Genomic DNA, 22,264 nt, shown 5'->3' on the forward strand with positions numbered 1-22,264 from the left:
ATGAGCATTTCGTTTGTACGCATTGACGATCGCGTGATCCACGGACAACTGGTAACACGCTGGGCAAAAGAACTTCCCTGCGATGGCATTGTTGCCATTGATGATGCCGTTGCCGCCGATGCATTGCTTTCGTCGGTGATGAAAGGCGCAGTTCAGGATACGAAAGTCTGGTTGTTCGATACCGCCACGGCAATTGAAAAACTGCCGAAAGTGATTGCCAGTGAGAAGCGTTATTTCGTGATAGGTAAATCCCCCGTCACCCTGAAACGCATTGAAGAAGCAGGGATCAGCCTGCAAAACGCCAATGGAAAAATTAACGTTGGTCCGATGAGCGCCCGCGCCGACACCACCACCATTGGCCCAAACCAGTCAGTGAATGCCGATGAAATCGCCGCTTTTGACTGGCTGACACAACACGGGCATCTGGTTGAGTTTCGCCTCGTACCGGATGCCAGTTGTTATAGCTGGCAGGATGCACGCCAGAAGCTGAAATAAGGAGCACACCATGATTTTTGAAGCTGCATTGATTGGCATTCTATGTTACCTGGGCGCCCTCAGTAGCCCATGGCTTTTGGGGCTAACGGGCGGATGGTATCTGATCACACGTCCGCTCGTTTCCGGGATGTTAGTTGGGCTGATTCTTGGCGATGTGAAAACAGGGATCATGATTGGTGTCGCCGTGCAGGCCGTGTATATCGCCATGGTCACTCCCGGCGGCTCTATGCCGGCCGATCTGAACTTCGTGGCCTATCCGGCGATTGCTTTAGGCATTCTCTCTGGCCAGGGGCCGGAAGTGGCCGTGGCGCTGGCGGCGACGATTGGTATTGCCGGAACAGTATTATTCAACGCCATGATGGTATTGAACTCTTTCTGGAACCATCGCGCCGATGTGGCGTTAGAGCTCGGTGATGAACGCGGCATATACCTGAATACGGCTATCTGGCCGCAAGTAACTAATTTTATTTTACGTTTTGTACCCACGTTTATTGCTGTCTATTTTGGCGCACAGTACATCAGCGGATTTATGGATAGCCTGCCGAAAATCGTGCTATCGACGATGAACGTGCTGGGCGGGATTTTACCTGCCGTGGGGATCGCTATTCTGCTCAAGCAGATCATCAAAAATTACACCATGTTGATTTATTTCCTTGTTGGCTTTGTTTGCATCGTTTTTCTGAAACTGAACATGGTGGCGTTGGTGATTGTCGGGGCGCTGCTGGCGCTCATTCACTACAACTACAAACCGGAAGCGCCGCAGCCAGCGGCTGCCAGTCGGGCCATTGATGACGAGGATGAATTCTGATGGAAGCGCGTAAACTCGACCGAAAAGATCTACGCCGCTGCTGGCGGGCGTGGATGATGCATAACTTGTCTTCAATGAGCTTTGAGCGACTGCAATCATTTGGCTTCTGTCTGAGTATGCTGCCAGTGGCGAAAAAGCTCTATCCTGACGCCGTACAACGAACCGAAATGCTGCGCCGCCATGCTTCTTTTTATAATACGGAACCTCAGATTGGGGCGATTGTTAATGGCATGGCTCTGGGTCTGGAAGAGAAGAAAGCCAACGGCGAACCGATCGACGGTGAAACCATCAATACCCTGAAAGTGGGTCTGATGGGACCGATTGCCGGTATCGGTGATTCGATGATCCCAGGCATGTTGATCCCTATCCTGCTCAGTATCGGGATGGCGCTGGCGGCTGGCGGTAATATTCTTGGCCCGCTGTTTTATACCGTTGCCTGGCTGGCGATCATTATTCCCGGATCGTGGTTTTTGTTCCTGAAAGGCTACAAGATGGGGTCCGGTTCGGTTGAGATGCTGGTGAGCAGTAAATCAACGAAATTACGCGAAGCCTTGTCGCTGTTAGGAGTGTTTGTGATGGGGGGCGTGGCGGCAAGCTACGTGAAGCTGGGAACCGGGCTGGAATTTATCACCAAAGACGGGGTGAATATTCATGTCCAGCAAATGCTGGACGGTATTTTCCCGCAACTGCTACCGCTGGTTGTGGTGCTCGGCACCTGGTATTTAATGGCCAAACGCGGCGTCTCGCCGGTTAAAGCGATGGTGCTGTTGCTTATCCTCGCGGCAATCGGCGTGGCGAGTGGTTTATTTGCCGGTTAAGCAGAATAGAAATACCGGGGGCAGTCTGCCCCCGGCTTTTTCATGGATGGAAGTTTTGCCACAGTTCAGCGGCTTTTTCTGGTCGCGAAATAAACTGAAAGCGTGCCGGATCGTCAATAAATTGTTGATAAACCGGCGCATCGGTAATGCCAAATTCTGGATATTCCCGCGCCGTGACCACCTGTAAGCGCCCCGGTATATAGCTTGAGTTGTGCTGCCAGATAATATTGTTGCCCTGCAACAACGGATACCACGCCAGACCTTTATGCGCCCGTACCGCCTCATACTCAAAACCATATTCCCGATCGCACCAGGCGCCGAAGGTTAACGGAGTATTGGGATCTGCCGAAATGGTCGCGTGTCCCCAGCCTGGCGGCACTAACACCTTTTCTCCTGGACCTGCAATCACTGCAAAACAGCGGCCTGGGTCGTCGTCAACATACTCCTGCATGTAGATAATCGCTTTGCCCTGCCAAATCTCATAAAGCTCCGGCGGCGACCAGCCGCTGTGCTGGCTGATACGGTGAATATGCCCCTGACTGCGAACAGGTTCCTCTCCCAGTCTGCCCGCCGCGTAGGTGACAACGCCAAACAGCAACATGCGCTTATTCAGTTCTTCGCGATCCTGCATCCGCGCCACATCCATCGCAATGGCATAAACGTCTTCTGGCCCATCACAGTCAGGATCACGCAGAGAAGCACGGATGTCGTTGAGATGACGAATTTCCGGCATCGGCCCGGTAACATCTTCACCATAGCTAAACCCCAGCGGCTGGTGATGAATCGCCATATCCAGGCCGTAGATCTGTCGGGAATCAGCCATTTTGCACCTCTTTCCCCATGATCTCGCCATTTTCCTCAACCACACGTAGCGCAAAGCCCTGCGGTAATGCTGCATAATCATGCCCCGCCACACCTGGCCATACCGCCAGTGCAGAAAGGATTTCATCTCCAGTATTAATTAAGCGATGAGCGGTAAATCCCGGAATAATATGCACTGAACCGGGAAACACCTCTTCCAGACGAGCTTCACCCGCTTCGTTTTGCAATAACAGCAGACCGCGACCGCGCAAGCCAAAGTAAACTTCGCCCTGTTCCCGCCGCGCATGGAAATGGCCTCTGGTCATGAAAAACTCGTTGCCGACTTTTCCCGGATTAAGGTGCGTAACACCGGTATAGAACTCACCTTCAGCGGGAGAGCTATCAATCATTTCAACACAATACACGACCTGGTCGGCAGGTAAGGCATGCCAGGCGCGTTCGTCAGCAAAAATGTCTGGCAGCTCCTGAATACAGGTTGATTTTTGGACAAGAGGAGTCGAGGAAAAAGCGCCGCTTTCCCACAACAACTGCGGTGGTTGGATAAAAGAAGGTTTCATATGTATCTCCGGCCCGAGGAGAACAACACTGAAAGCATAGCAGATTAATCGATTAACCCTATACGATACGACGTTGTTTCGCTGACCTCGTCACAACTTTATGGAACCAATAAATACGTATCGCGTCGCCTGACACGGGCTGACCGTGTCAGGATTAATCAATGAATTTTCTCTGGTTTTGATGGCAAGCAGCAAAGCACAAAAAGAATAATCCCAACATAGGGGAGTAAGACCCCAATAGCAAACCACCAGCCTGGATGCCCGATGTCTTGCATCCGTCTAAAGCCCAATGCCATCGCCGGAACGGCAAAAATCAATGCCAGCAGACCAGAAAGGGGGAGTGCATAAAATATGAAAACACCATAATCACGGTCAATTGTTGTCGCCAACCACCAGCATATAAGCGGCAGCAGGCAGATAGCTGCACTTCCGCTAATAAACGACCAGAACTCAAAACGAGTGGCGACACCTTTATAATCGAAAATGTGTTGCCATCCTTTCAACCACGCCTCTCCATATGTCATTGAGTACATCCCTGTTAAGTCGTTAGTTCGCCAGTGCCAGTACTTCCGCGACCCACTGCTGAAAACCTTTCACATCCAGATCCAGCGCTACCTGCACGTTTGCAGGTTTACTCAGGCAACCATCAATATCAACGACCGTAGTACCTGAAGTAAATTCGCCCTGAGTTTCCACCGCCACAAAACACGGTTTGAGAGTGAACAAGTCCGGACGCACCAGCCAGGCGATGGCACAGAGATCGTGCATACGCAGGCCACTTTGCATACTGCCGCTGCGGTAGTGGCTAAACAAGGCGTGCAGCATTTTTCCGGTACGATTCAACTCCGGCAACGTGGCAAGATAATCAGGAGTTAACACCGCCTGATTGGTGACATCCAGACCGCACATGACGATTTCGATGCCGCTGCGGAAAACACATGCAGCCGCTTCTGGATCGGCAGCAATATTAAACTCGGCGTTTGGCGTGCAGTTGCCGCGCCCGGCAGAACCGCCCATGATCACCAGACGGCGAATATGCGGCTTGCATTCCGGACATTGTGAAAGTAATAACGCAATATTGGTTAAAGGGCCGATGGCTACCAAAGTAACAGGCTCTGGCGCACGCATCAGAGCATCCCGAATAGCCAGAAATGCCGGTTTATCCAGTGGGCTTCTGTTGTGCTCGACAAAGTCGTACCCTGCCATTCCCGATTCACCGTGCACAGATGCCGCATTACGCGGTGCGCGAACCAGTGGCACAGCAGCTCCCTGAGCAAGCGGAATATCGGCATTCCAGAAATGCAGCAGTTGCAGGGCGTTGCGGGTGGTTTTCTCTACCGAGACATTACCTGCAACGGTGGTCATCAGTTGCAGATCGAGTTCGGGGGCAAAAATCGCAGCAGCAATGGCAACGGCATCGTCAATGCCGGGGTCAGTATCGAGGAAAATAGGTAAACGCATGTTTTCTCCATAAAAAATGCCGGTAACAAGACCGGCATTTTCGCATAACTTAGGCTGCTAATGACTTAATCGACTTCACGAATATCGACACGCAGTTCTTTTGGTACTTCAAAAACAATGTTTTCTTCGCGACCTTCCAGCGAGATGGCTTCGCCGCCTCCAAGCTGTTGCAAACGAGCGACGACGTTCTGCACCAGAATATCCGGCGCTGATGCGCCCGCAGTCACACCGACACATTTCGCCTCTTTCACCCACTCTTCCTGGATGTCTGTCGCATCGTCAATTAAAAACGCGCGTTTACCCATACGCTGCGCCAGTTCTGCCAGACGGTTGGAGTTGGAGGAGTTTTTTGACCCGACCACCAGTACGACTTCCGCCTGTTCTGCCAGGGCGCGTACCGCTTCCTGACGGTTGGTGGTGGCGTAACAAATGTCATCTTTGCGCGGACCGACAATTTTCGGGAAGCGTTTACGCAGCGCGTCGATAACATCAGACGTGTCATCCACCGATAGCGTGGTCTGGGTCATAAAGGAGAGTTTCTCTTCATTTTTGACCGTCAGTTTCCACACATCGTCCGGCGATTCGACCAGATACATTCCCCCTTCCGGGTTGCTGTACTGGCCCATCGTGCCTTCCACTTCCGGATGCCCGGCGTGACCGATGAGAATCGACTCTTCGCCACGACGACTGGCGCGGGCGACTTCCATATGCACTTTGGTCACCAGCGGACAGGTCGCGTCGAATACCGTGAGGTCGCGGCTTTTCGCTTCGTTACGTACCGCCTGAGAAACACCATGTGCGGAGAAGATCAGGATCGCGCCGTCTGGCACTTCGCTGATCTGCTCAATAAAAATAGCCCCACGCTCGCGCAGGCTATCGACCACGTAGCGGTTATGCACAACTTCGTGGCGGACATAAATCGGTGCGCCGTAAATGGCCAGCGCGTTTTCAACAATGCTGATAGCGCGGTCTACCCCGGCACAAAAACCACGTGGGTTGGCCAACAGGATCTGCATGTTACGCCTCCAGTGCCGGATCGATTTCCAGCACTTCTATATCAAAATGAACGGTCTGCCCGGCCAGCGGATGGTTGAAATCAACGGTAATCGAATCACCGTTAATTTCGCGGATCACACCAGGCATCTCACTGCCATCCATTGCGGTAAAAAGCATTATTGCGCCAATTTCTGGCTCGCCTGCATCCATAAACTCACGGCGGGAGAAGTACTGAATCAGGTCCGGTGACGGCACGCCAAACGCCGCATCTGGCTCCAGCGAGAAGGTGGTTTTGTCGCCCACTTTCAGCCCGAGCAGGTGTTGCTCCAGCCCTTCTGACAGGGAAGCATCGCCCAGGCGGAACAGCGCCGGTTTACCGTTGTTGCGAGTGGACTCGGCGGTGGTGCCATCGTCGAGTTTTAGCGTGAAGTGCACCAGGACGGCGCTATTGCTCTGTACAGATTCAGACATGCAGGTTTGCTCTTGTATTTTGAGGATTTTTGCCGGATGCGGCCTACGATTTCGCAGTAATCAGTAGGCCGCATCCGGCAGGGTTTATTATTGTTTTTTCGCTTTAGAAGGCAAAAAACCTTCCAGCACAATCAATGCCGCACCGACACAGATAGCAGTATCGGCAAGGTTGAAGGTGGCAAAGTGCCAGTCGCCGACGTAGAAGTCGATCATATCGACAACGAAGCCGTGCCACAGGCGGTCGAACAGGTTGCCCAGCGCACCGCCAATAATCAGCGCGTAAGCGATATTGTTTAGCTTTTGCGAGGCCTTCGAGCGATACATCATCACCACAAGGATCACGCTAATACCAATCGCAATACCGGCAAAGAACCAACGCTGCCAGCCGCCGCTATCGGCAAGGAAACTAAACGCTGCGCCATAGTTACGCGCATAATGCAGATTAAGCGACGGGAACAGCGGTACCGTATCCCCCAGAGCAAAGTTCTGGAGGATCAGGTATTTGCTGCCCAGATCGATAATCAGCACGACTACCACCAGCCACAGCCAGCGTAGCCCTGTTGAACAGATCGATTGACTCATCAGGCAAACTTACGTTTTTCACCGTCACCGGCGACGTTGCTGACACAGCGGCCGCAGATTTCTGCGTGTTCCGCCACCTTGCCGACGTCCTGGGTGTAGTGCCAGCAGCGTGGACACTTCTCACCTTCGGCTTTACTCAACGCGACTTTCAGCCCTTTGACTACTTCGCTCTGCTGGGCATCAGCAGGTGCGTCGTTATAGTCTGCAACGGTAGCGCCGGAGGTCAACAGGACAAATCGTAATTCATCGCCCAGCGCGGTCAGTTTCGCCGCCAGTTCCGGTTCTGCATACAGCGTCACTGCAGCTTCCAGCGAGCCGCCCACTTTCTTGTCGGCACGCGCTTGCTCAATGACTTTGTTCACTTCGCCACGCACTTTCAGCAGCTCGTCCCAGAACGCATCATTCATCGCTTCGCTGTCTGCCAGACCAAACAGGCCTTCGTACCATTCGCCAGTGAAGACGTATTTTTCACGTTCGCCCGGCAGGTAGCCCCACACTTCATCAGCGGTGAAGGAGAGGATTGGTGCCATCCAGCGCACCAGCGCTTCTGCGATGTGATACAGCGCCGTCTGGCAGCTACGACGCGCCCGGCTTTCCGCTTTCGCGGTGTACTGACGGTCTTTGATGATGTCGAGGTAGAAGGAGCCCATCTCAACGGAGCAGAAGCGCATCAGACGCTGTACCACTTCGTGGAAATCGTACGCTTCGTAAGCCTTGAGGATGTCTTCCTGTGCCGCTTTCGCACAACCTACGGCCCAGCGGTCCAGTACCACCATCTCTTCCGGTTTCACCATATCTTTTGCCGGATCGAAACCATTCAGGTTTGCCAGCAGGAAGCGCGCGGTGTTACGGATACGACGATAGCTGTCAGCAGCACGTTTCAGGATCTCGTCAGAAACGGCCATTTCACCGGTGTAGTCGGTTGATGCCACCCACAGACGCAGAATATCCGCGCCAAGTTTGTTCATCACATCCTGCGGCGAAACGGTGTTGCCGATGGATTTAGACATCTTGCGGCCCTGACCATCTACGGTAAAGCCGTGGGTCAGTACCTGACGATACGGCGCTTTGCCTTTCATCGCGGTGGAGATCATCAGAGAAGACATGAACCAGCCACGGTGCTGGTCAGAACCTTCCAGATACATGTCCGCAGCGTGACCGGCAAATTCCGGGCGCACATCAACAACAGAAGAGTGGGTAGAGCCGGAGTCAAACCATACATCCAGCGTATCCGGCACTTTCACGTACTGGTCAGCTTCGTCGCCGAGGAGCTCTTTCGCATCGAGATCCCACCACGCCTGGATACCGTCAACTTCAACGCGTTTTGCCACTTCTTCCATCAGTTCAAGGGTACGCGGATGCAGCTCTTCCGTGTCTTTGTGCACGAACAGTGACATCGGTACGCCCCAGGTGCGCTGACGGGAGATACACCAGTCTGGACGGTTAGCAACCATCGATTCGATACGCGCCTGACCCCAGTCCGGGATCCACTGCACGCCTTTGATCTCTTTCAGCGACTGCGCGCGCAGACCTTTCTGATCCATGCTGACGAACCACTGCGGCGTTGCGCGGAAGATGATCGGCGTTTTGTGACGCCAGCAGCACGGATAGCTGTGCTGCATTTTCTCAACGTGCAGCAGCGCGCCTTTTTCCTGTAGCAGCGCAACGACGATGTCGTTCGCTTTGAAGACGTTAACGCCATCCAGCGTCGGGTAAGTACCCGGCAGATAAGTGCCGTCCGGGCCAACCGGGTTAGCGGTTTCCAGACCGTATTTCTGACCGATCACATAGTCGTCCGGGCCGTGGCCAGGCGCGGTGTGAACGGCACCGGTACCGGCATCCAGCGTAACGTGATCGCCAAGGATTGCCGGGACGTCGAAGCCCATAAACGGATGGGTAAAGCGCAGCAGTTCCAGCTCTGCACCTTTTACCGTGCCGAGGATGGTGTAATCGCTAACGCCGATGCGCTGCATCACGCTTTCAACCAGATCTTTCGCCAGAATCACGGCCTGACCGTCGATCTGTACCAGCGCATAGTCGAAATCAGGTGCAATAGAGATTGCGCGGTTCGCAGGCAGTGTCCACGGCGTGGTAGTCCAGATAACCAGCGAGATTGGGCCGTTAACGTTGCTTACGCCAAATTTCGCTTTCAGCGCATCCTGATCGACCGCCTGGAAAGCGACGTCGATGGACGGAGAAGTTTTGTCGTAATACTCAACTTCCGCTTCTGCCAGTGCAGAACGGCAGTCAACGCACCAGTGCACCGGCTTCGCGCCTTTGTGCAGATGGCCGTTGCCGATGATTTTGCCCAGCGCGCGGATGATGTTGGCTTCAGTTTTGAAGTCCATGGTCAGGTACGGGCGCGACCAGTCGCCCAGCACGCCCAGACGGATAAAGTCTTTGCGCTGGCCGTCAACCTGGGTCGCAGCGTATTCACGGCACTTGGCGCGGAACTCGGCGGCGGTGAATTTCTCACCCGGCTTACCGTATTCTTGCTCTACCTTCAGCTCGATCGGCAGACCGTGGCAGTCCCAGCCAGGCACATACGGCGAGTCATAACCGGAAAGCCCTTTGGACTTCACGATAATGTCTTTCAGAATCTTGTTAACCGAGTGACCAATATGAATGCTGCCATTCGCATAAGGAGGGCCATCATGCAGAATGAAGGTTTTTTTGCCTTTTTTAGCCGCACGAATGATGCCGTACAGGTCATCATCAGTCCAACGCGCCAGCATTCCCGGTTCGCGCTTGGCGAGATCGCCACGCATCGGGAACCCTGTTTCCGGCAAATTCAGGGTTGATTTATAGTCACTCATCAGATTCTCGGTTCCGTATTTCGGTTTGATTACATAACAGGCTTAAGCCGGTTTTGTTAGCCCAAAAAATTCGCGGGCGGTTAATTCATCACGCGCAATCTGCGCTTTCAGTTCGTCCAGCGACGCAAATCGCTGCTCATTGCGTATTTTTTTACGCAGCACTACTTGTATATGGCGACCGTACAGGTCCATTACAACATCTAACAAATGCACTTCCAGCTGCTGGCGAATACCTGCAACCGTTGGGCGTGTTCCGATGTTTGCAACGCCGGGTAACGGCTTTTCACCGAGGCCCAGCACTTCTACCGCATAAACCCCTTTCACCGGGGAAACCTGACGGCGCAGCGGTACATTCGCCGTCGGGAAACCTATAGTGCGCCCTAATTCATCACCGTGGACCACACGCCCGGAGATGGCAAACGGGTGCCCCAGTAAACTTTCTGCCAGAGCCAGATTGTCATCCGCCAGTGCCTGACGCACGGCGGTACTGCTGATACGCACGCCACCTTCGCAAAAAGTTTGCGTACTGGTGATATCGAAGCCGTATTCCGCGCCAGCTTTCTGTAATAACAAGAAATCGCCTTCACGACCAGCGCCAAAGCGGAAATCATCACCCACGGCGAGGAATTTTACCCGCAAATGCTTCACCAGAAGATCACTGATGAAATTTTGCGCGGTTAACGCCGCAAAACGCCTGTCAAAACGCACGCAGAGCACGTAATCTACGCCGCACTCTGCAAGGTAACGCAGTTTTTCCCGCAACCGGGTCAGTCGCGCCGGGGCTTTATCAGTGGCAAACAGTTCCAGCGGTTGAGGCTCGAAAATCATCACCATCACCGGTAAGTTTCGCTTGCGCCCTTCTTCCCGTAAGCCCTGTAACAACGCACGATGACCGCGATGCACGCCGTCGAAATTACCAATAGTCAGCACACACCCTTCTTGCGGGGCCTGGCTGAGATTATGTATGCCGCGTATCAGCTTCATGTCTGGCTCAAAACAGTGAAAATCGTCCGAGTATACCTTGTACAGCGGTCAAGGTTAACCGGCGATTGAGTACCGAAATCAGAAAGAAGTGGCTTTTCATTGCCATGGCGCAAATCACGGGAAGAAACTCACGGCCTGATGCAATTTTTATCGCGGAAAAGCTGTATTCACACCCCGCAAGCTGGTAGAATCCTGCGCCATCACTACGTAACGAGCGCCGGCACATTAACGGCGCTTATTTGCACAAATCCATTGACAAAAGAAGGCTAAAAGGGCATATTCCTCGGCCTTTGAATTGTCCATATAGAACACATTTGGGAGTTGGACCTTGGCTAATATCAAATCAGCTAAGAAGCGCGCCATTCAGTCTGAAAAGGCTCGTAAGCACAACGCAAGCCGTCGCTCTATGATGCGTACTTTCATCAAGAAAGTATACGCAGCTATCGAAGCTGGCGACAAAGCTGCTGCACTGAAAGCATTTAACGAAATGCAACCGATCGTGGACCGTCAGGCTGCTAAAGGTCTGATCCACAAAAACAAAGCTGCACGTCATAAGGCTAACCTGACTGCACAGATCAACAAACTGGCTTAATCGCCTTTTGTTGTCAGCTTTGTAAAAAAGCCCGCGCAAGCGGGTTTTTTTATGCCTGCGCGCCTGAAAGTTTCAAATGAAAGCCATCTCTCTTTTACTTAGTCCTGCCGCCATATATTTCCCCAAGGATAAAACATTTAACATTTCATCATGAAAATGAAAATGTTTTATTCTCTGATAAAACGTGAACTGTATAACAAAATACAGATAAACAAAGCCAAAAACGAATTAACGCAAACTTAAAACGAAAAATTATAATTGTCGCCACCACTCTCCTTAACTAATCTCATCCCCACAACGTTGTTTAAATCATTAATAAATATGCATTAAGGAAAGTCAGTATGTATTTGCTTAGAAAATAAAAGCTGTATTTCTGAGACAGGCATTCTTGTTCTGGAGAGAATATAATGAGTTCCGTCATTGAAACCACTCAATCAACTTCATCCGATTCCTTACCTTTAATACAGCGGATTAGCTACGGCTCACTGGATGTTGCCGGTAATCTGCTCTACTGTTTTGGCTCTACCTACATTCTTTATTTCTACACCGACGTAGCAGGGATTAGCCTGGCGGTTGCAGGCATCATCCTACTGCTGGCGCGTATTGTAGACGGTATCGATGCGCCAGTGTGGGGGATCATTATCGATAAAACCCATTCGCGTTACGGAAAATGCCGTCCATGGTTTTTATGGTTACCATTACCTTTTGCTGTATTTAGTGCGCTTTCTTTCTGGTCGCCCGATATCAGCATGACAGGAAAAGCTGTTTATGCAGCAATATCGTACATGTTAGCCAGCATTCTGTTTACTGGGTTGAATACACCATTAAGCGCCATATTACCGCTGATGACGCTGTCACCAAAAGAACGCCTGGTATTAAACTCATATCGCATGACTGGTGGGCAAATTGGCGTACTATTAATGAATGCGACAGCATTGCCATTGGTCGCATTCCTTGGTAATGGTAACGATAAAGCAGGCTTTATTTATACTGCCATTGTCTTTGCTGTAATATCCTGTGCCTTAACGTTGTTTGCCTTTAAAAATATTCGCGAACTGGATACCGATAAAATACAGCAAGAACCACGACTGCCGATGAAAAAGAGTTTTTCGGCAATGAAAGGGAACTGGCCGTGGATCCTGATGGTAGTGGCGAACCTCATCTTCTGGATTGCCCTACAGCAGCGCAACACCACTATTGTTTACTATTTAACCTACAACCTGGATCGCAAAGACTTAGTCCCGCTGGTCAACAGCCTCGCCACCATTCAGATCCTGTTTATCATTGCCATTCCGTTCTTCAGTCGCTATCTCACCAAAACCTGGATTTGGATTACCGGGCTGCTGGTCGCGATGTCAGGCGGGGGCCTCATGTGGCTGGCCGCCGACAGCATCCCTTTGATGATCGCCGCCTGGGTATTCGCCAATATCGGCAGCGGCATCGCCTGCTCTATGCCTTTCGCGATGCTCGGTTTCGCCGTTGACTTTGGTCGCTGGAAAACCGGCATTAAAGCGACCGGCATTCTGATCGCCTTCGGCAGCACCTTCTGCATCAAGATGGGTAGTGGTATCGGTACAGCTTTCGCTGCCTTGATTATGGACAGCTTTGGTTATATCCCCAACCAACAACAGACGGCTGCGGGGTTGGAAGGTATCAGTCTGGCATTTATCTGGGTCCCCGCACTGCTCTTTGCTCTCGCGGCTGTACCACTGCTCTTCTTTCGCCAGTATGAAGCGATGGAAGGTCGTATCCAACACGATCTGCAAGTCCACAATCGCTGAATTTATCAACATGCCATTTGCTCCTGGGAGGAACAATTATGTCGTTTATTAAGCAAGATCCCCACCGTCTGGTCTGGCAACAAGACGATCGTTATCTCTGGATTGAGGCTTGGGGAGAAAACAGTTTACGCGTGCGAAGCGGCCGCCATTTACCGGTAATGCGCAATGAAAACTGGGCGTTAACTCAGGAGCCTGGCGATGCTGTCGCTCATATCACCTGGGATGAAAAACAGGCAACGCTGAGAAATGGTAAAATCACTGCCATCGTAAATCTTCAGGGGCAGCTCTCTTTCTGGCGTAATGACGATAAATGCCTGCTACAGGAGTTCTGGCGTCTACGTGGCGAAATTGGTGAAGATGAGTCAGCACACGGCCAATATGTGAGCGCTCTTAATCTACAGGCCCGTGAATTCAAGCCTATTCCTGGCGGGAAATTTACGATTAAGGCACGATTTGAAGCCAACGATGGCGAGAAACTGTTTGGCATGGGTCAGTATCAGCAACCAAATCTGGATTTAAAAGGTTGCATGCTGGAACTGGCACAACGTAACTCGCAGGCTTCTGTTCCCTTCCTGCTATCAAATCAGGGTTATGGTTTTCTGTGGAATAACCCAGCAATTGGCCGCGTCACCTTCGCGCAAAACGGCACGGAATGGGTAGCAGAGGTCAGTGAACAACTGGACTACTGGATCACCGCGGGCGATACACCGGCAGAAATCAGTGAAGCCTATGCACGAGTCACCGGTACGCCACCGATGATGCCTGATTACGCAATGGGGTTCTGGCAATGCAAGCTTCGCTATCGTAATCAACAAGAATTGTTAGAGGTCGCACGCGGCTACAAGCAACGCAATCTTCCGATCTCGGTGATTGTCATCGATTTCTTCCATTGGCCTAATCAGGGCGACTGGATGTTCGATCTGCGTGACTGGCCCGATCCCGACGCGATGATCGCCGAATTAAAAGAAATGGGCATCGAACTGATGGTTTCATTCTGGCCTACCGTAGATAACCGTACCGAGAGTTATCGGGAGATGAAAGAAAACGGCTGGCTGGTCCATACCGAGCGTGGTTTGCCGATCAATATGGATTTCCTTGGCAACACCACATTCTTTGATGCGACCCATCCTGGCGCACGGGAATATGTCTGGAACAAAGCCAAACGCAATTATTACGATAAAGGCGTGAAGCTGTTCTGGCTGGATGAAGCCGAGCCGGAGTTCGGTGTTTACGATTACGACAACTATCGTTACTACGCAGGGCCGGTGCTGGAAGTCGGAAATATCTATCCGCGTATGTACGCCAAAACTTTCTTCGATGGCATGCAGGCTGCCGGAGAGAAGCAGGTGATCAACCTGCTACGTTGCGCCTGGGCCGGTAGTCAGAAATATGGTGCTCTGGTGTGGTCAGGCGATATCCACTCCTCCTTCCGATCTCTGCGCAATCAGTTTGCTGCGGGGCTGAACATGGGAATTGCCGGGATCCCGTGGTGGACGACGGATATTGGCGGTTTCCACGGTGGCAACATACATGATCCAAAATTTCATGAACTGCTTATTCGCTGGTTCCAGTGGGGGGTATTCAGCCCAGTAATGCGTTTACATGGCAACCGCGACCCGCAAGTTTTGCCAGAACAAACCTATCGTGATGGCATCGCACAATGTCCGACCGGCGCGCCGAATGAAGTCTGGAGCTACGGTGAAGAAACCGGTGAAATTCTCACTGCCTGCCTGCAGTTGCGTGAGAAGCTGAAACCTTATATCAGTAAAATTATGGCTGAGACGCACGAGAAGAACAGCCCGGTAATGCGCACGATGTTCTTTGAATTTCCTGACCAGGCAGAAAGCTGGAATATTTATGATCAGTACTGCTTTGGCCCGGACCTTCTCATTGCTCCTGTAATGCACGAAGGTGCTCGCTCACGTGATGTCTGGTTGCCAGCCGGAGAAACGTGGATCGATTTTTATACCCATGAACACTACGCGGGTGGGCAAACGCTTCATCAGTGCGCGCCGCTGCACCAGATACCGGTATTCGTTCGTGAGAAAGGGAAATATCGCCAGCTATTACCCGTTTAAAAGACATCGTTTGTTCGTTAGCACGCCCCGTATGTAGCGGGGCGTGGATTCTGATATCTATCGTGAGGCGGGAGAAAACAACGCAGAATAATCCGTATTACAGATACGCTGTACTGCCGGATGCTGAATCATGCGTTCAGCAAAAATGGCATGATACTCTTCCATCACATTCTCAACGCGGCCAATTTCCACGACAGTTTTATCAGCATAAAAATCATATGCATAAAGCGTCGGCGCGACAAAAATAGCATTGTGCATCGCGCCAAAAGCTTTCATCAACGCGGCATCATCAAACTCACCAAGAATCTCGACGTTTAATCCCTGGGAATTAAACCAGTTAAGCAATTTGCGCCCTAACATGGAGCGACGCCCAGGAATCAGTAGCCGCCGTTCTTCCAGACAAGCCGGGAAGGTTTTTTCCGGCGGCGGATTCGTGCACCAGAAGCTCACGCCGCATTCTCCAATCCTCACGGAGAACAGGCCTTCCTGCTGCGTAGAATCTATCGGGCAATCCGAAATAATCATGTCCAGTTTATGCTGACTTAGCTGCTCGAGGAGCATTTCGTGAGTAGACTCAAAGCAACGTAGATGAATCGGCTCCCCTTCTACCACTGCGGCATTCAGTACGCTACTGACCAGACGTTTGGAAAGCGCATCAGCCACGCCAACATCAAACAATAAATTGGACTCTTTGCGATAGTTCACGATATCCAGCATTTCCTGACTTAAAGTGAACATTTTATCGGCATAGCGATAGACCAGTTCACCCAGTTCACTGGGTTCCAGACCACGTCCTTTACGCTTAAATAATTTCCCTTGCAGACGCTCTTCCAGTGCCCTGATCTGCCCGGTAATCGTTTGTGGTGTTAAATAGAGCGCCTCCGCTGCGCCAACCACAGAACCTTCTTTGTAGACATGCCAGAAGTAGTATAAGTGGTTGTAATTGATATGAGACATGCTCATTTCTCTCCCTGATAACAATGAAAAGGGAGCCGTTTATGGCTCCCCGGTAAACCGCCCTGTCAAACTACTGGACGTAAACGAACGCGTAACCAGCTGTATCCAATTACCGCCGAAGAAATTGAACCGACAAGGATGCCTAATTTTGCCCAGTTAATCAGTTCTGGATCTACGCTACCAAACGCCAGGCTGGCAATAAAGATAGACATAGTAAAACCGATACCGCACAGAATACCAACCGCCATAATTTGCTGATAAGTCGTTCCCTCTGGCAAATGCGCCAGTTTCAAACGCAACGCCAACCAGCAGAAAAGACTAATACCCAGTGGCTTGCCAATCAGCAAACCAGCGATGATCCCTAATGGCAGAATGGAGGTCAGGCCATCCAGCGTCACGCCTTGCAGAGATACGCCCGCATTGGCAAACGCAAACAGCGGCAAAATCAGATATGCCACCCACGGATGCAAAACATGCTCCAGACGTTTAGCCGGGGATCGCCCATGCTTCTCTTTTAACGGAATAAAGAAGCCGACAATGACGCCAGCCAGCGTTGCATGGACACCTGATTTCAACACCGCTGTCCACAGCACCACACCAACCAGAATATAAACGCCCGTGCGACGAACTCCACAGATATTCAGTACCGCGAGTACGGCAATCGCTACTGCCGCAACGCCGAGAGAGGCCATCGACAAGTCGTTAGTGTAGAACAAGGCGATGATAATGATGGCTCCAAGGTCATCAATAATAGCCAGAGCCATCAAAAAGATCTTCAGCGCCAAAGGCACACGACTGCCTAACAGGGCCAACACGCCCAGAGCAAACGCAATATCAGTTGCCGCCGGGATCGCCCAGCCTTCGCGAGTGATAGGATCGGCATAGTTAAAAGCCAGATAGAGCAATGCCGGAACAATCATCCCGCCGATTGCGGCAACAACAGGAAATGCCGCCTGGCGCAAACTGGCCAGCGAACCTTGCATCAGCTCGCGTTTAACTTCCAGACCAACCAACAGGAAAAATACCGCCATCAGAGCGTCATTGATCCATAGCAGCATGTTCTTGTTGATCTCAAGTGACCCAACCCGGAGCTGAACCGGTGTCTCAAGAAAGTCGTGATACCATCCACTGGTTGCACCGCTGTTGGCCATAATCATCGCTAATACAGCGGCAATAATGAGAATAATGCCTCCCGAGGCATCACTGCTAAAGAATCGATGCAGATGTTTCACTTTTTATTTCTCTTCAGGTGAATAGATCGTTTTTACGATTTTACCCCGCACGAATCATCGTTAAAATCAGATTATAGTGTAGGAATAGTTCGTTTTTTGCGATCTATTAAAAGAATTGCGCCATCAGCGAGAGATGAGTTTTTGATGCCCGAAAGCGGTGGCTGATGACCTTAAGCCCTATTAATCATAGTCTAAGGTCAAGATTTATGAAGAATTTATTCGGAAAAGTAATAATTAAATCGCTCCATGCTCTAGTGTTTTATTCCACAAATGTTTGAGGATATCTAATGCAGAGACGACATTCGCAGGAGACATTCGGTTCAATGATGCCAGGAAAGGATGGTTCTCCACAAAGTGGATAAAACGCGTCGCACTGTTCAATGTCGCATGCCGCATCTCGCGGACTTTCTTACTGCCAGTGAGATTACATACAGCCATTGAATAATTGCGGTTAGAAAATGCACGCCAGACATTGTTTCGTACCCCACCACTAAGGAATAATCTCGGTGGAAAATCAATCCTGGCTGGTGCCACACCGCGCTCTTTGACAAAGGAAATATGGCATCGGCCTTGATTAATATGCTGCAAATTAGCCATCAGACAGCCGCCCAATATAAAGCATTCGTGATCAAGGTAATGCTGAACGTTGATGGAATGCTCATCGGTCAGTATTCTGACCAGTTCAAAATGACGATATGCCGGAAGAACCGGTTTCACCAGCATTCCTGGATCGTTTTGATGTAAAACTGCCGGGCCGTAATCAATATCAAATAAGGTATCCCGCCGCATAGTGAGTAACTCTTTGCGCTGGACATGATGTGCCAGCGTCCCTGGAGACATACGCTCTTCATAGCTTGATGTGTATTGATAATGTTGCTCTACGGCAGATGGGGAGTAATTGGTTGAGATGGCAACCACCCTACCGCTTTGTTCTTCTGCGGTAACAAGGGCATAAAGATAGTTATTGCTACCATTATACTTGACGCGAAAAGCACGGGTACTCAGAGTAATATCAGTGGCAGAGAAACGCTGTCGGCTTTCTTTATAATTTGCTTCACGCGCTAATTTTAACAGTTCACGGCTAAGTCCAGTGCTGTTAAGAAGTAACGACTTTCTGATATCCGCAAGTGCCTCCCCTTGTTCAATCATCAATGCTAACTGGGCTCCTCGTGGTGTGGTATTTACATGTTCCAGAGTGATAAATGTTTTCTCACAATGATGGCAATACATTCTTCTCTGGCCTTGTGCTGAGTATCCATATTTTTTGAGAGATGTACTTCCGCAAGTTGAACATTGGCAAATTAAACCTCTCCAGGAGTGATTAACAATATTACGATAAATATTGAGCGACTGTTCAGAGATCACTGGAAACAAATAACCACATTCACGGCATAAAATATTTTTCCCCTGAGCAACATAATCCTGGCTATTCAGCAACCCCAGGTTTTTACATCCTGGTGTTTTGCAACAATCAACATTTACGTTGGTAAACATATCCACTCCCTGCGAATAGCCGTATCTTGATATTGTTCAGCGTAAAAAGAACCTGATTCAATGCGTAGCACTGAATCAGGCGGGCATAGCCCTGAATGGCATACATTACATTTATTATGATTATCAGGTTAGCCCCAGGTCACTGCTTCTGGTTTATCGCCTCTGGCTTTCATTAGAGAATCATTATCAATATCAGTTTTATATTTTAAAAACTTACCATACATCTGTTTTTCAATATCTGGTTTTTTACCGATCAGATTAAATGTTTCAAAACGATCAGATTTAAGATTGTAGAGATATTTCGGTTTATTATTGCGATCGATAATCATCTTCCAGTCACCATCACGTATCGCCCATTCGTCGGTTGGATCATCCTGGAATGGCATATCAATCCCGAAAATTAATGGTTTTTCACGCTTCAATGCTTTTTGCTCAAGAACAGGAACCAGCGATTCACCATCGAAAGTACGATCTGTAGGTAATTTGAAATTCATCATTTTCGCCAAAGTAGGCATCCAGTCCAGACCATAAACGGGTGTATCTGAAACCATTCCCTGTGGTAGATGTTTACCATATTTAATAATGGCTGGAACACGAATTCCGCCTTCCCAAAGATTATCCTTGCGACCGCGTAATCCGTCCGTTTCCCCTGCCAGATTCAGCTCATACACTTTGCGCGCTTCACGCGTTACCGGACCGTTATCACTGGTAAAAATAACGATGGTGTTATCTTCTTCACCCATCATTTTGATTTTATCCAGCACTTTTCCAACCTGTGCATCCAGATAGCTGATATTGGCATAATATTCCCCTACACCACGCCAGGGTTTGTCCGCCCAGTCGCCATAAAATAAATCAGGATGCTGCTTCTGATACGCGCTCATATATTGTGAGTACATGTCGAGATATTTTTTGGGCGAAGCCAGGGGGCTATGCACTTCGGTAAAAGCGACATAAAGGAAGAAAGGCTTACTGTCCTTTTTGTGATCCAGCCAGTTGACGACTTCCGAACTGACATACTCACCGCTCATTTTATCGGCTCGCGGAGTGGGTTGCCCGTTACGTAGCCAGCCTGTTGGGTAAACCATGCCATAACGCGGGCGTTCTTTAGCGTTATCCAGCGTGGCGTCGGTAACAAAGCCCGCCGTATTAACCAGTGAATAATCAAAGCCCATATCTTGTGCCTGTGGCTGATCGGTGCGATCGCCGCCTGCATTCAGATGCAGCTTACCCATCATTGCCGTGTCGTACCCTTGCGCTTTGAGTAGATTAGCAATCGTGAGTTCGTTACGCCCTAAGGCAACATCTTTGCCCGAGGGGATCCATGAGCGAATTCCAGTACGAAATGGCATCCGGCCTGTTAATAGCCCAGCGCGTGAAGGTGAACTTAAGGGGGCGGGAGCATAGTAGTCAGTAAATTTGACACCTTCCTGGGCAAGCCTGTCGATATTAGGTGTTTTAACGATCTGATGACCATATGTTGCCAAATCACCATAGCCTAAATCATCAGCCATAATAATGACTAAATTAGGTTGTTTAGTCTCTGCGGCTAAGGCAGGAATAAAAGCATTCCCTGTGCAAACTGCAAGGCCGATCAAACTGGCCATTAATGTTTTCTGCATAATTATTTCCTGATAAAAAATTAGAAATCATAACCAAGCATATAAATCATCTGATCGCCAAAACCATCGTAGCCCAACTTATTATCGAAATAACGCCACGTCACACTGGCTTTCCAGCGAGGATAGAACTTCCAGGCAATAGTTAAACCACCATTTAACCCGTTCCGGCCAAATTGCTGCTCCGCGTAAGCATCGTTCCTGTCCAGTTCTATTTCATTCCAGTTAGATAAAACAAATTTTTCATCGAATAACGTAAATGGCAATACTGCAGTCCAGCCAACAACATAACCATTCCAGCCATTCGCTTGACCATATTTAGCAGATACGTAGTCGCCAGATTGATTATGCAATCCAATATACGGTTTAAAAAAGCCCCACTCACCATTCCAGCCGAGGTAACCGAATCCATAAAACATGTCCAGATCGTCACCCCATGAGTTATCCCATTGGCCATAAATTTTGCCAAAGAATGTCATATCAGAGTCAAAGAGTCTGACATGCGTCATTGCTGAAACCGTATGATTTCGCCCTGCTACAGCATGATTGAGTACATTACTTTCATAAAATGAGTAAAACTCTGCTTCTTTAAAATTTACCCCAAAGTCCGCAGTCACTTTCCATACTTCACCACGGTGAGTGTTTACAAATCCGCTATTCCAGTCAGCATAACCCGCATTTATTGAACCAAAGGATCCTTTATATTCTAATGAAGAATATGCAGGGAAATGATAGATAGCTGTTATCAGGGTACACGCAATAAGAAGTCGTCTTTTGGCAGACATATAATATGTTCTCCATTCATTGTTTTTATGATTCCATCGGAATTAATACACCAGACAATTCATTTTTATTAAGAATGACCAGGCCAGTATATTTAAAGATGACTATCGAAGCGTGATGAAGATCGCAGATTACTTTTGCAAACAGCCGGAGGGATATCGTGTTTCAGAAAATGTGTCTGTTTTAAATATCACCCTTTGATTTATAGGCATTTTTCATGATGAACTTAGCATTGGCTGCTGAACGTATTTCTTTGTCTCTCTATAGTATTACACTAACCTTTAATAATTAATTTCCTTTAGCTATTCACTTTTGATAGAGGAAAACACCTTTTTTTGTGAATCTTTGGATGTATTTAAGTTAAATAAATTGATGTATTGAAATATTATTCCGCAAAAATGCGAGACGTCTTCAGAAAAAGAATTGATAAAACAGAAGTGAATTAAAAGCGCAGTATAATAACGGCGGGTGCTTGAGGCTATCTGTCTCAGGCATTAGCTAGATGGCAGATAGAGAAAAGCCCCGAGTGATATTTTACCATCAACCCGAGGCCCCCCTATATGCAGACTCATGTAGAGTGCCTCTTACTGACCGTAAGGTCAAGGAGAAGAGAGCAATGAAGCAGCATAAGGCGATGATTGTCGCCCTGATCGTCATCTGTATCACCGCCGTAGTGGCGGCACTGGTAACGAGAAAAGACCTCTGTGAGGTTCACATCCGAACTGGCCAGACGGAGGTTGCTGTTTTCACGGCTTACGAATCCGAGTAAGAGCAACGGCGGGGGGGGGTCCCCCCCCCCTTTCAAGGGCTTTCATATCTTCAACGCACCCCATTTTTTCCCTCGCCCGCCCCCCGGCAGGCTTTTTAGGGCGTTAGCGAGTCCGGTCGTCCAAAAACTTCTTCCCCCCCTCCAAGAAA

The 22,264-nt window shown here is 49.7% G+C and carries 22 protein-coding genes; 7 read left to right on the plus strand and 15 right to left on the minus strand.

Going from position 1 to position 22,264, the window contains the following annotated elements; translation table 11 throughout:
* Genes A9180_RS01140 through A9180_RS01150 form a run of 3 tightly spaced genes read left to right on the plus strand, consistent with a single transcriptional unit; the run spans position 1 to position 2,121 of the window.
* The gene (locus tag A9180_RS01140) at positions 1 to 495 is read left to right on the plus strand and encodes a PTS system mannose/fructose/N-acetylgalactosamine-transporter subunit IIB (RefSeq protein WP_064525353.1); all 495 of its coding nucleotides are present in this window, start codon (positions 1 to 3) and stop codon (positions 493 to 495) included.
* A gap of 10 nt (positions 496 to 505) precedes the next feature.
* A complete protein-coding gene (locus A9180_RS01145; protein ID WP_064525356.1) occupies positions 506 to 1,303 on the plus strand; it encodes a PTS mannose/fructose/sorbose/N-acetylgalactosamine transporter subunit IIC in 798 nt (265 codons plus the stop codon).
* The gene (locus A9180_RS01150; RefSeq protein WP_064525359.1) at positions 1,303 to 2,121 is read left to right on the plus strand and encodes a PTS system mannose/fructose/sorbose family transporter subunit IID; all 819 of its coding nucleotides are present in this window, start codon (positions 1,303 to 1,305) and stop codon (positions 2,119 to 2,121) included. Before A9180_RS01145 ends, A9180_RS01150 begins: the two co-directional genes overlap by 1 nt.
* Positions 2,122 to 2,161: 40 nt before the next feature.
* Here A9180_RS01150 and A9180_RS01155 read toward each other — a convergent pair whose 3' ends face one another.
* The 10 genes from A9180_RS01155 to A9180_RS01200 form a co-directional block, all read right to left on the minus strand.
* On the minus strand, positions 2,162 to 2,944 hold the full coding sequence (locus A9180_RS01155; protein WP_064525363.1) for a glucose-6-phosphate isomerase family protein: 783 nt from the start codon (positions 2,942 to 2,944) through the stop codon (positions 2,162 to 2,164).
* Entirely contained in the window at positions 2,937 to 3,500 is a 564-nt protein-coding gene (locus A9180_RS01160; protein ID WP_064525365.1) for a glucose-6-phosphate isomerase family protein, read from the minus strand. The genes A9180_RS01155 and A9180_RS01160 overlap by 8 nt, the downstream gene beginning before the upstream one ends.
* 158 nt (positions 3,501 to 3,658) lie before the next feature.
* The gene (locus A9180_RS01165) at positions 3,659 to 4,024 is read right to left on the minus strand and encodes a DUF805 domain-containing protein (RefSeq protein ID WP_064525367.1); all 366 of its coding nucleotides are present in this window, start codon (positions 4,022 to 4,024) and stop codon (positions 3,659 to 3,661) included.
* 22 nt (positions 4,025 to 4,046) lie between these two features.
* A complete protein-coding gene (rihC, locus tag A9180_RS01170; protein WP_064525369.1) occupies positions 4,047 to 4,961 on the minus strand; it encodes a ribonucleoside hydrolase RihC in 915 nt (304 codons plus the stop codon).
* 65 nt (positions 4,962 to 5,026) lie between these two features.
* Positions 5,027 to 5,977 carry a 4-hydroxy-3-methylbut-2-enyl diphosphate reductase gene (gene ispH / locus A9180_RS01175; RefSeq protein ID WP_064525371.1) on the minus strand — a complete coding sequence of 317 codons (951 nt, stop codon included), beginning with the start codon at positions 5,975 to 5,977 and terminating at the stop codon, positions 5,027 to 5,029.
* A gap of 1 nt (position 5,978) precedes the next feature.
* Positions 5,979 to 6,428 carry an FKBP-type peptidyl-prolyl cis-trans isomerase gene (fkpB, locus tag A9180_RS01180; protein WP_000004655.1) on the minus strand — a complete coding sequence of 150 codons (450 nt, stop codon included), beginning with the start codon at positions 6,426 to 6,428 and terminating at the stop codon, positions 5,979 to 5,981.
* Between the two features lie 87 nt (positions 6,429 to 6,515).
* Entirely contained in the window at positions 6,516 to 7,010 is a 495-nt protein-coding gene (lspA, locus tag A9180_RS01185) for a signal peptidase II (RefSeq protein ID WP_064525374.1), read from the minus strand.
* The gene (gene ileS / locus A9180_RS01190) at positions 7,010 to 9,826 is read right to left on the minus strand and encodes an isoleucine--tRNA ligase (RefSeq protein ID WP_064525376.1); all 2,817 of its coding nucleotides are present in this window, start codon (positions 9,824 to 9,826) and stop codon (positions 7,010 to 7,012) included. The genes lspA and ileS overlap by 1 nt, the downstream gene beginning before the upstream one ends.
* Positions 9,827 to 9,868: 42 nt before the next feature.
* Positions 9,869 to 10,810, minus strand: coding sequence for a bifunctional riboflavin kinase/FAD synthetase (gene ribF, locus A9180_RS01195; protein ID WP_064525378.1), 942 nt, complete (start codon positions 10,808 to 10,810; stop codon positions 9,869 to 9,871).
* Positions 10,811 to 10,817: 7 nt separating this feature from the next.
* The gene (locus A9180_RS01200) at positions 10,818 to 11,036 is read right to left on the minus strand and encodes a DUF2575 family protein (protein ID WP_064525381.1); all 219 of its coding nucleotides are present in this window, start codon (positions 11,034 to 11,036) and stop codon (positions 10,818 to 10,820) included.
* A 102-nt stretch (positions 11,037 to 11,138) separates the two neighbouring features.
* On the opposite strand from A9180_RS01200, the gene rpsT reads away from it, so the two are divergent.
* The 3 genes from rpsT (at position 11,139) to A9180_RS01215 (ending at position 15,261) form a co-directional block, all read left to right on the plus strand.
* Complete coding sequence (rpsT, locus tag A9180_RS01205; protein ID WP_001274019.1) at positions 11,139 to 11,402, plus strand: 30S ribosomal protein S20; 264 nt, start codon at positions 11,139 to 11,141, stop codon at positions 11,400 to 11,402.
* 407 nt (positions 11,403 to 11,809) lie between these two features.
* Positions 11,810 to 13,183, plus strand: a complete 1,374-nt coding sequence (locus A9180_RS01210; protein ID WP_064525384.1) for an MFS transporter — start codon at positions 11,810 to 11,812, stop codon at positions 13,181 to 13,183.
* Between the two features lie 38 nt (positions 13,184 to 13,221).
* Positions 13,222 to 15,261: a TIM-barrel domain-containing protein gene (locus A9180_RS01215; protein WP_064525387.1), complete on the plus strand. Its 2,040-nt coding sequence runs from the start codon at positions 13,222 to 13,224 to the stop codon at positions 15,259 to 15,261.
* A gap of 57 nt (positions 15,262 to 15,318) precedes the next feature.
* Here A9180_RS01215 and nhaR read toward each other — a convergent pair whose 3' ends face one another.
* The 5 genes from nhaR to A9180_RS01240 all read right to left on the minus strand — a co-directional run bounded on the left by nhaR (position 15,319) and on the right by A9180_RS01240 (position 21,348).
* A complete protein-coding gene (gene nhaR / locus A9180_RS01220; protein ID WP_064525422.1) occupies positions 15,319 to 16,218 on the minus strand; it encodes a transcriptional activator NhaR in 900 nt (299 codons plus the stop codon).
* A gap of 65 nt (positions 16,219 to 16,283) precedes the next feature.
* Positions 16,284 to 17,450, minus strand: coding sequence for a Na+/H+ antiporter NhaA (nhaA, locus tag A9180_RS01225; protein ID WP_064525390.1), 1,167 nt, complete (start codon positions 17,448 to 17,450; stop codon positions 16,284 to 16,286).
* A gap of 234 nt (positions 17,451 to 17,684) precedes the next feature.
* A complete protein-coding gene (locus A9180_RS01230) occupies positions 17,685 to 18,944 on the minus strand; it encodes a hypothetical protein (RefSeq protein ID WP_064525393.1) in 1,260 nt (419 codons plus the stop codon).
* Positions 18,945 to 19,072: 128 nt separating this feature from the next.
* The gene (locus tag A9180_RS01235) at positions 19,073 to 20,566 is read right to left on the minus strand and encodes a sulfatase (protein WP_064525398.1); all 1,494 of its coding nucleotides are present in this window, start codon (positions 20,564 to 20,566) and stop codon (positions 19,073 to 19,075) included.
* 20 nt (positions 20,567 to 20,586) lie between these two features.
* Positions 20,587 to 21,348, minus strand: a complete 762-nt coding sequence (locus A9180_RS01240; RefSeq protein ID WP_064525401.1) for an outer membrane protein OmpK — start codon at positions 21,346 to 21,348, stop codon at positions 20,587 to 20,589.
* Between the two features lie 614 nt (positions 21,349 to 21,962).
* On the opposite strand from A9180_RS01240, the gene mokC reads away from it, so the two are divergent.
* Complete coding sequence (gene mokC / locus A9180_RS01245) at positions 21,963 to 22,115, plus strand: type I toxin-antitoxin system toxin MokC (protein WP_000809168.1); 153 nt, start codon at positions 21,963 to 21,965, stop codon at positions 22,113 to 22,115.
* The last annotated feature ends 149 nt before the right edge of the window (positions 22,116 to 22,264 follow it).

This window comes from Escherichia sp. B1147 (genome assembly GCF_001660175.1).
GTDB lineage: Bacteria > Pseudomonadota > Gammaproteobacteria > Enterobacterales > Enterobacteriaceae > Escherichia > Escherichia whittamii.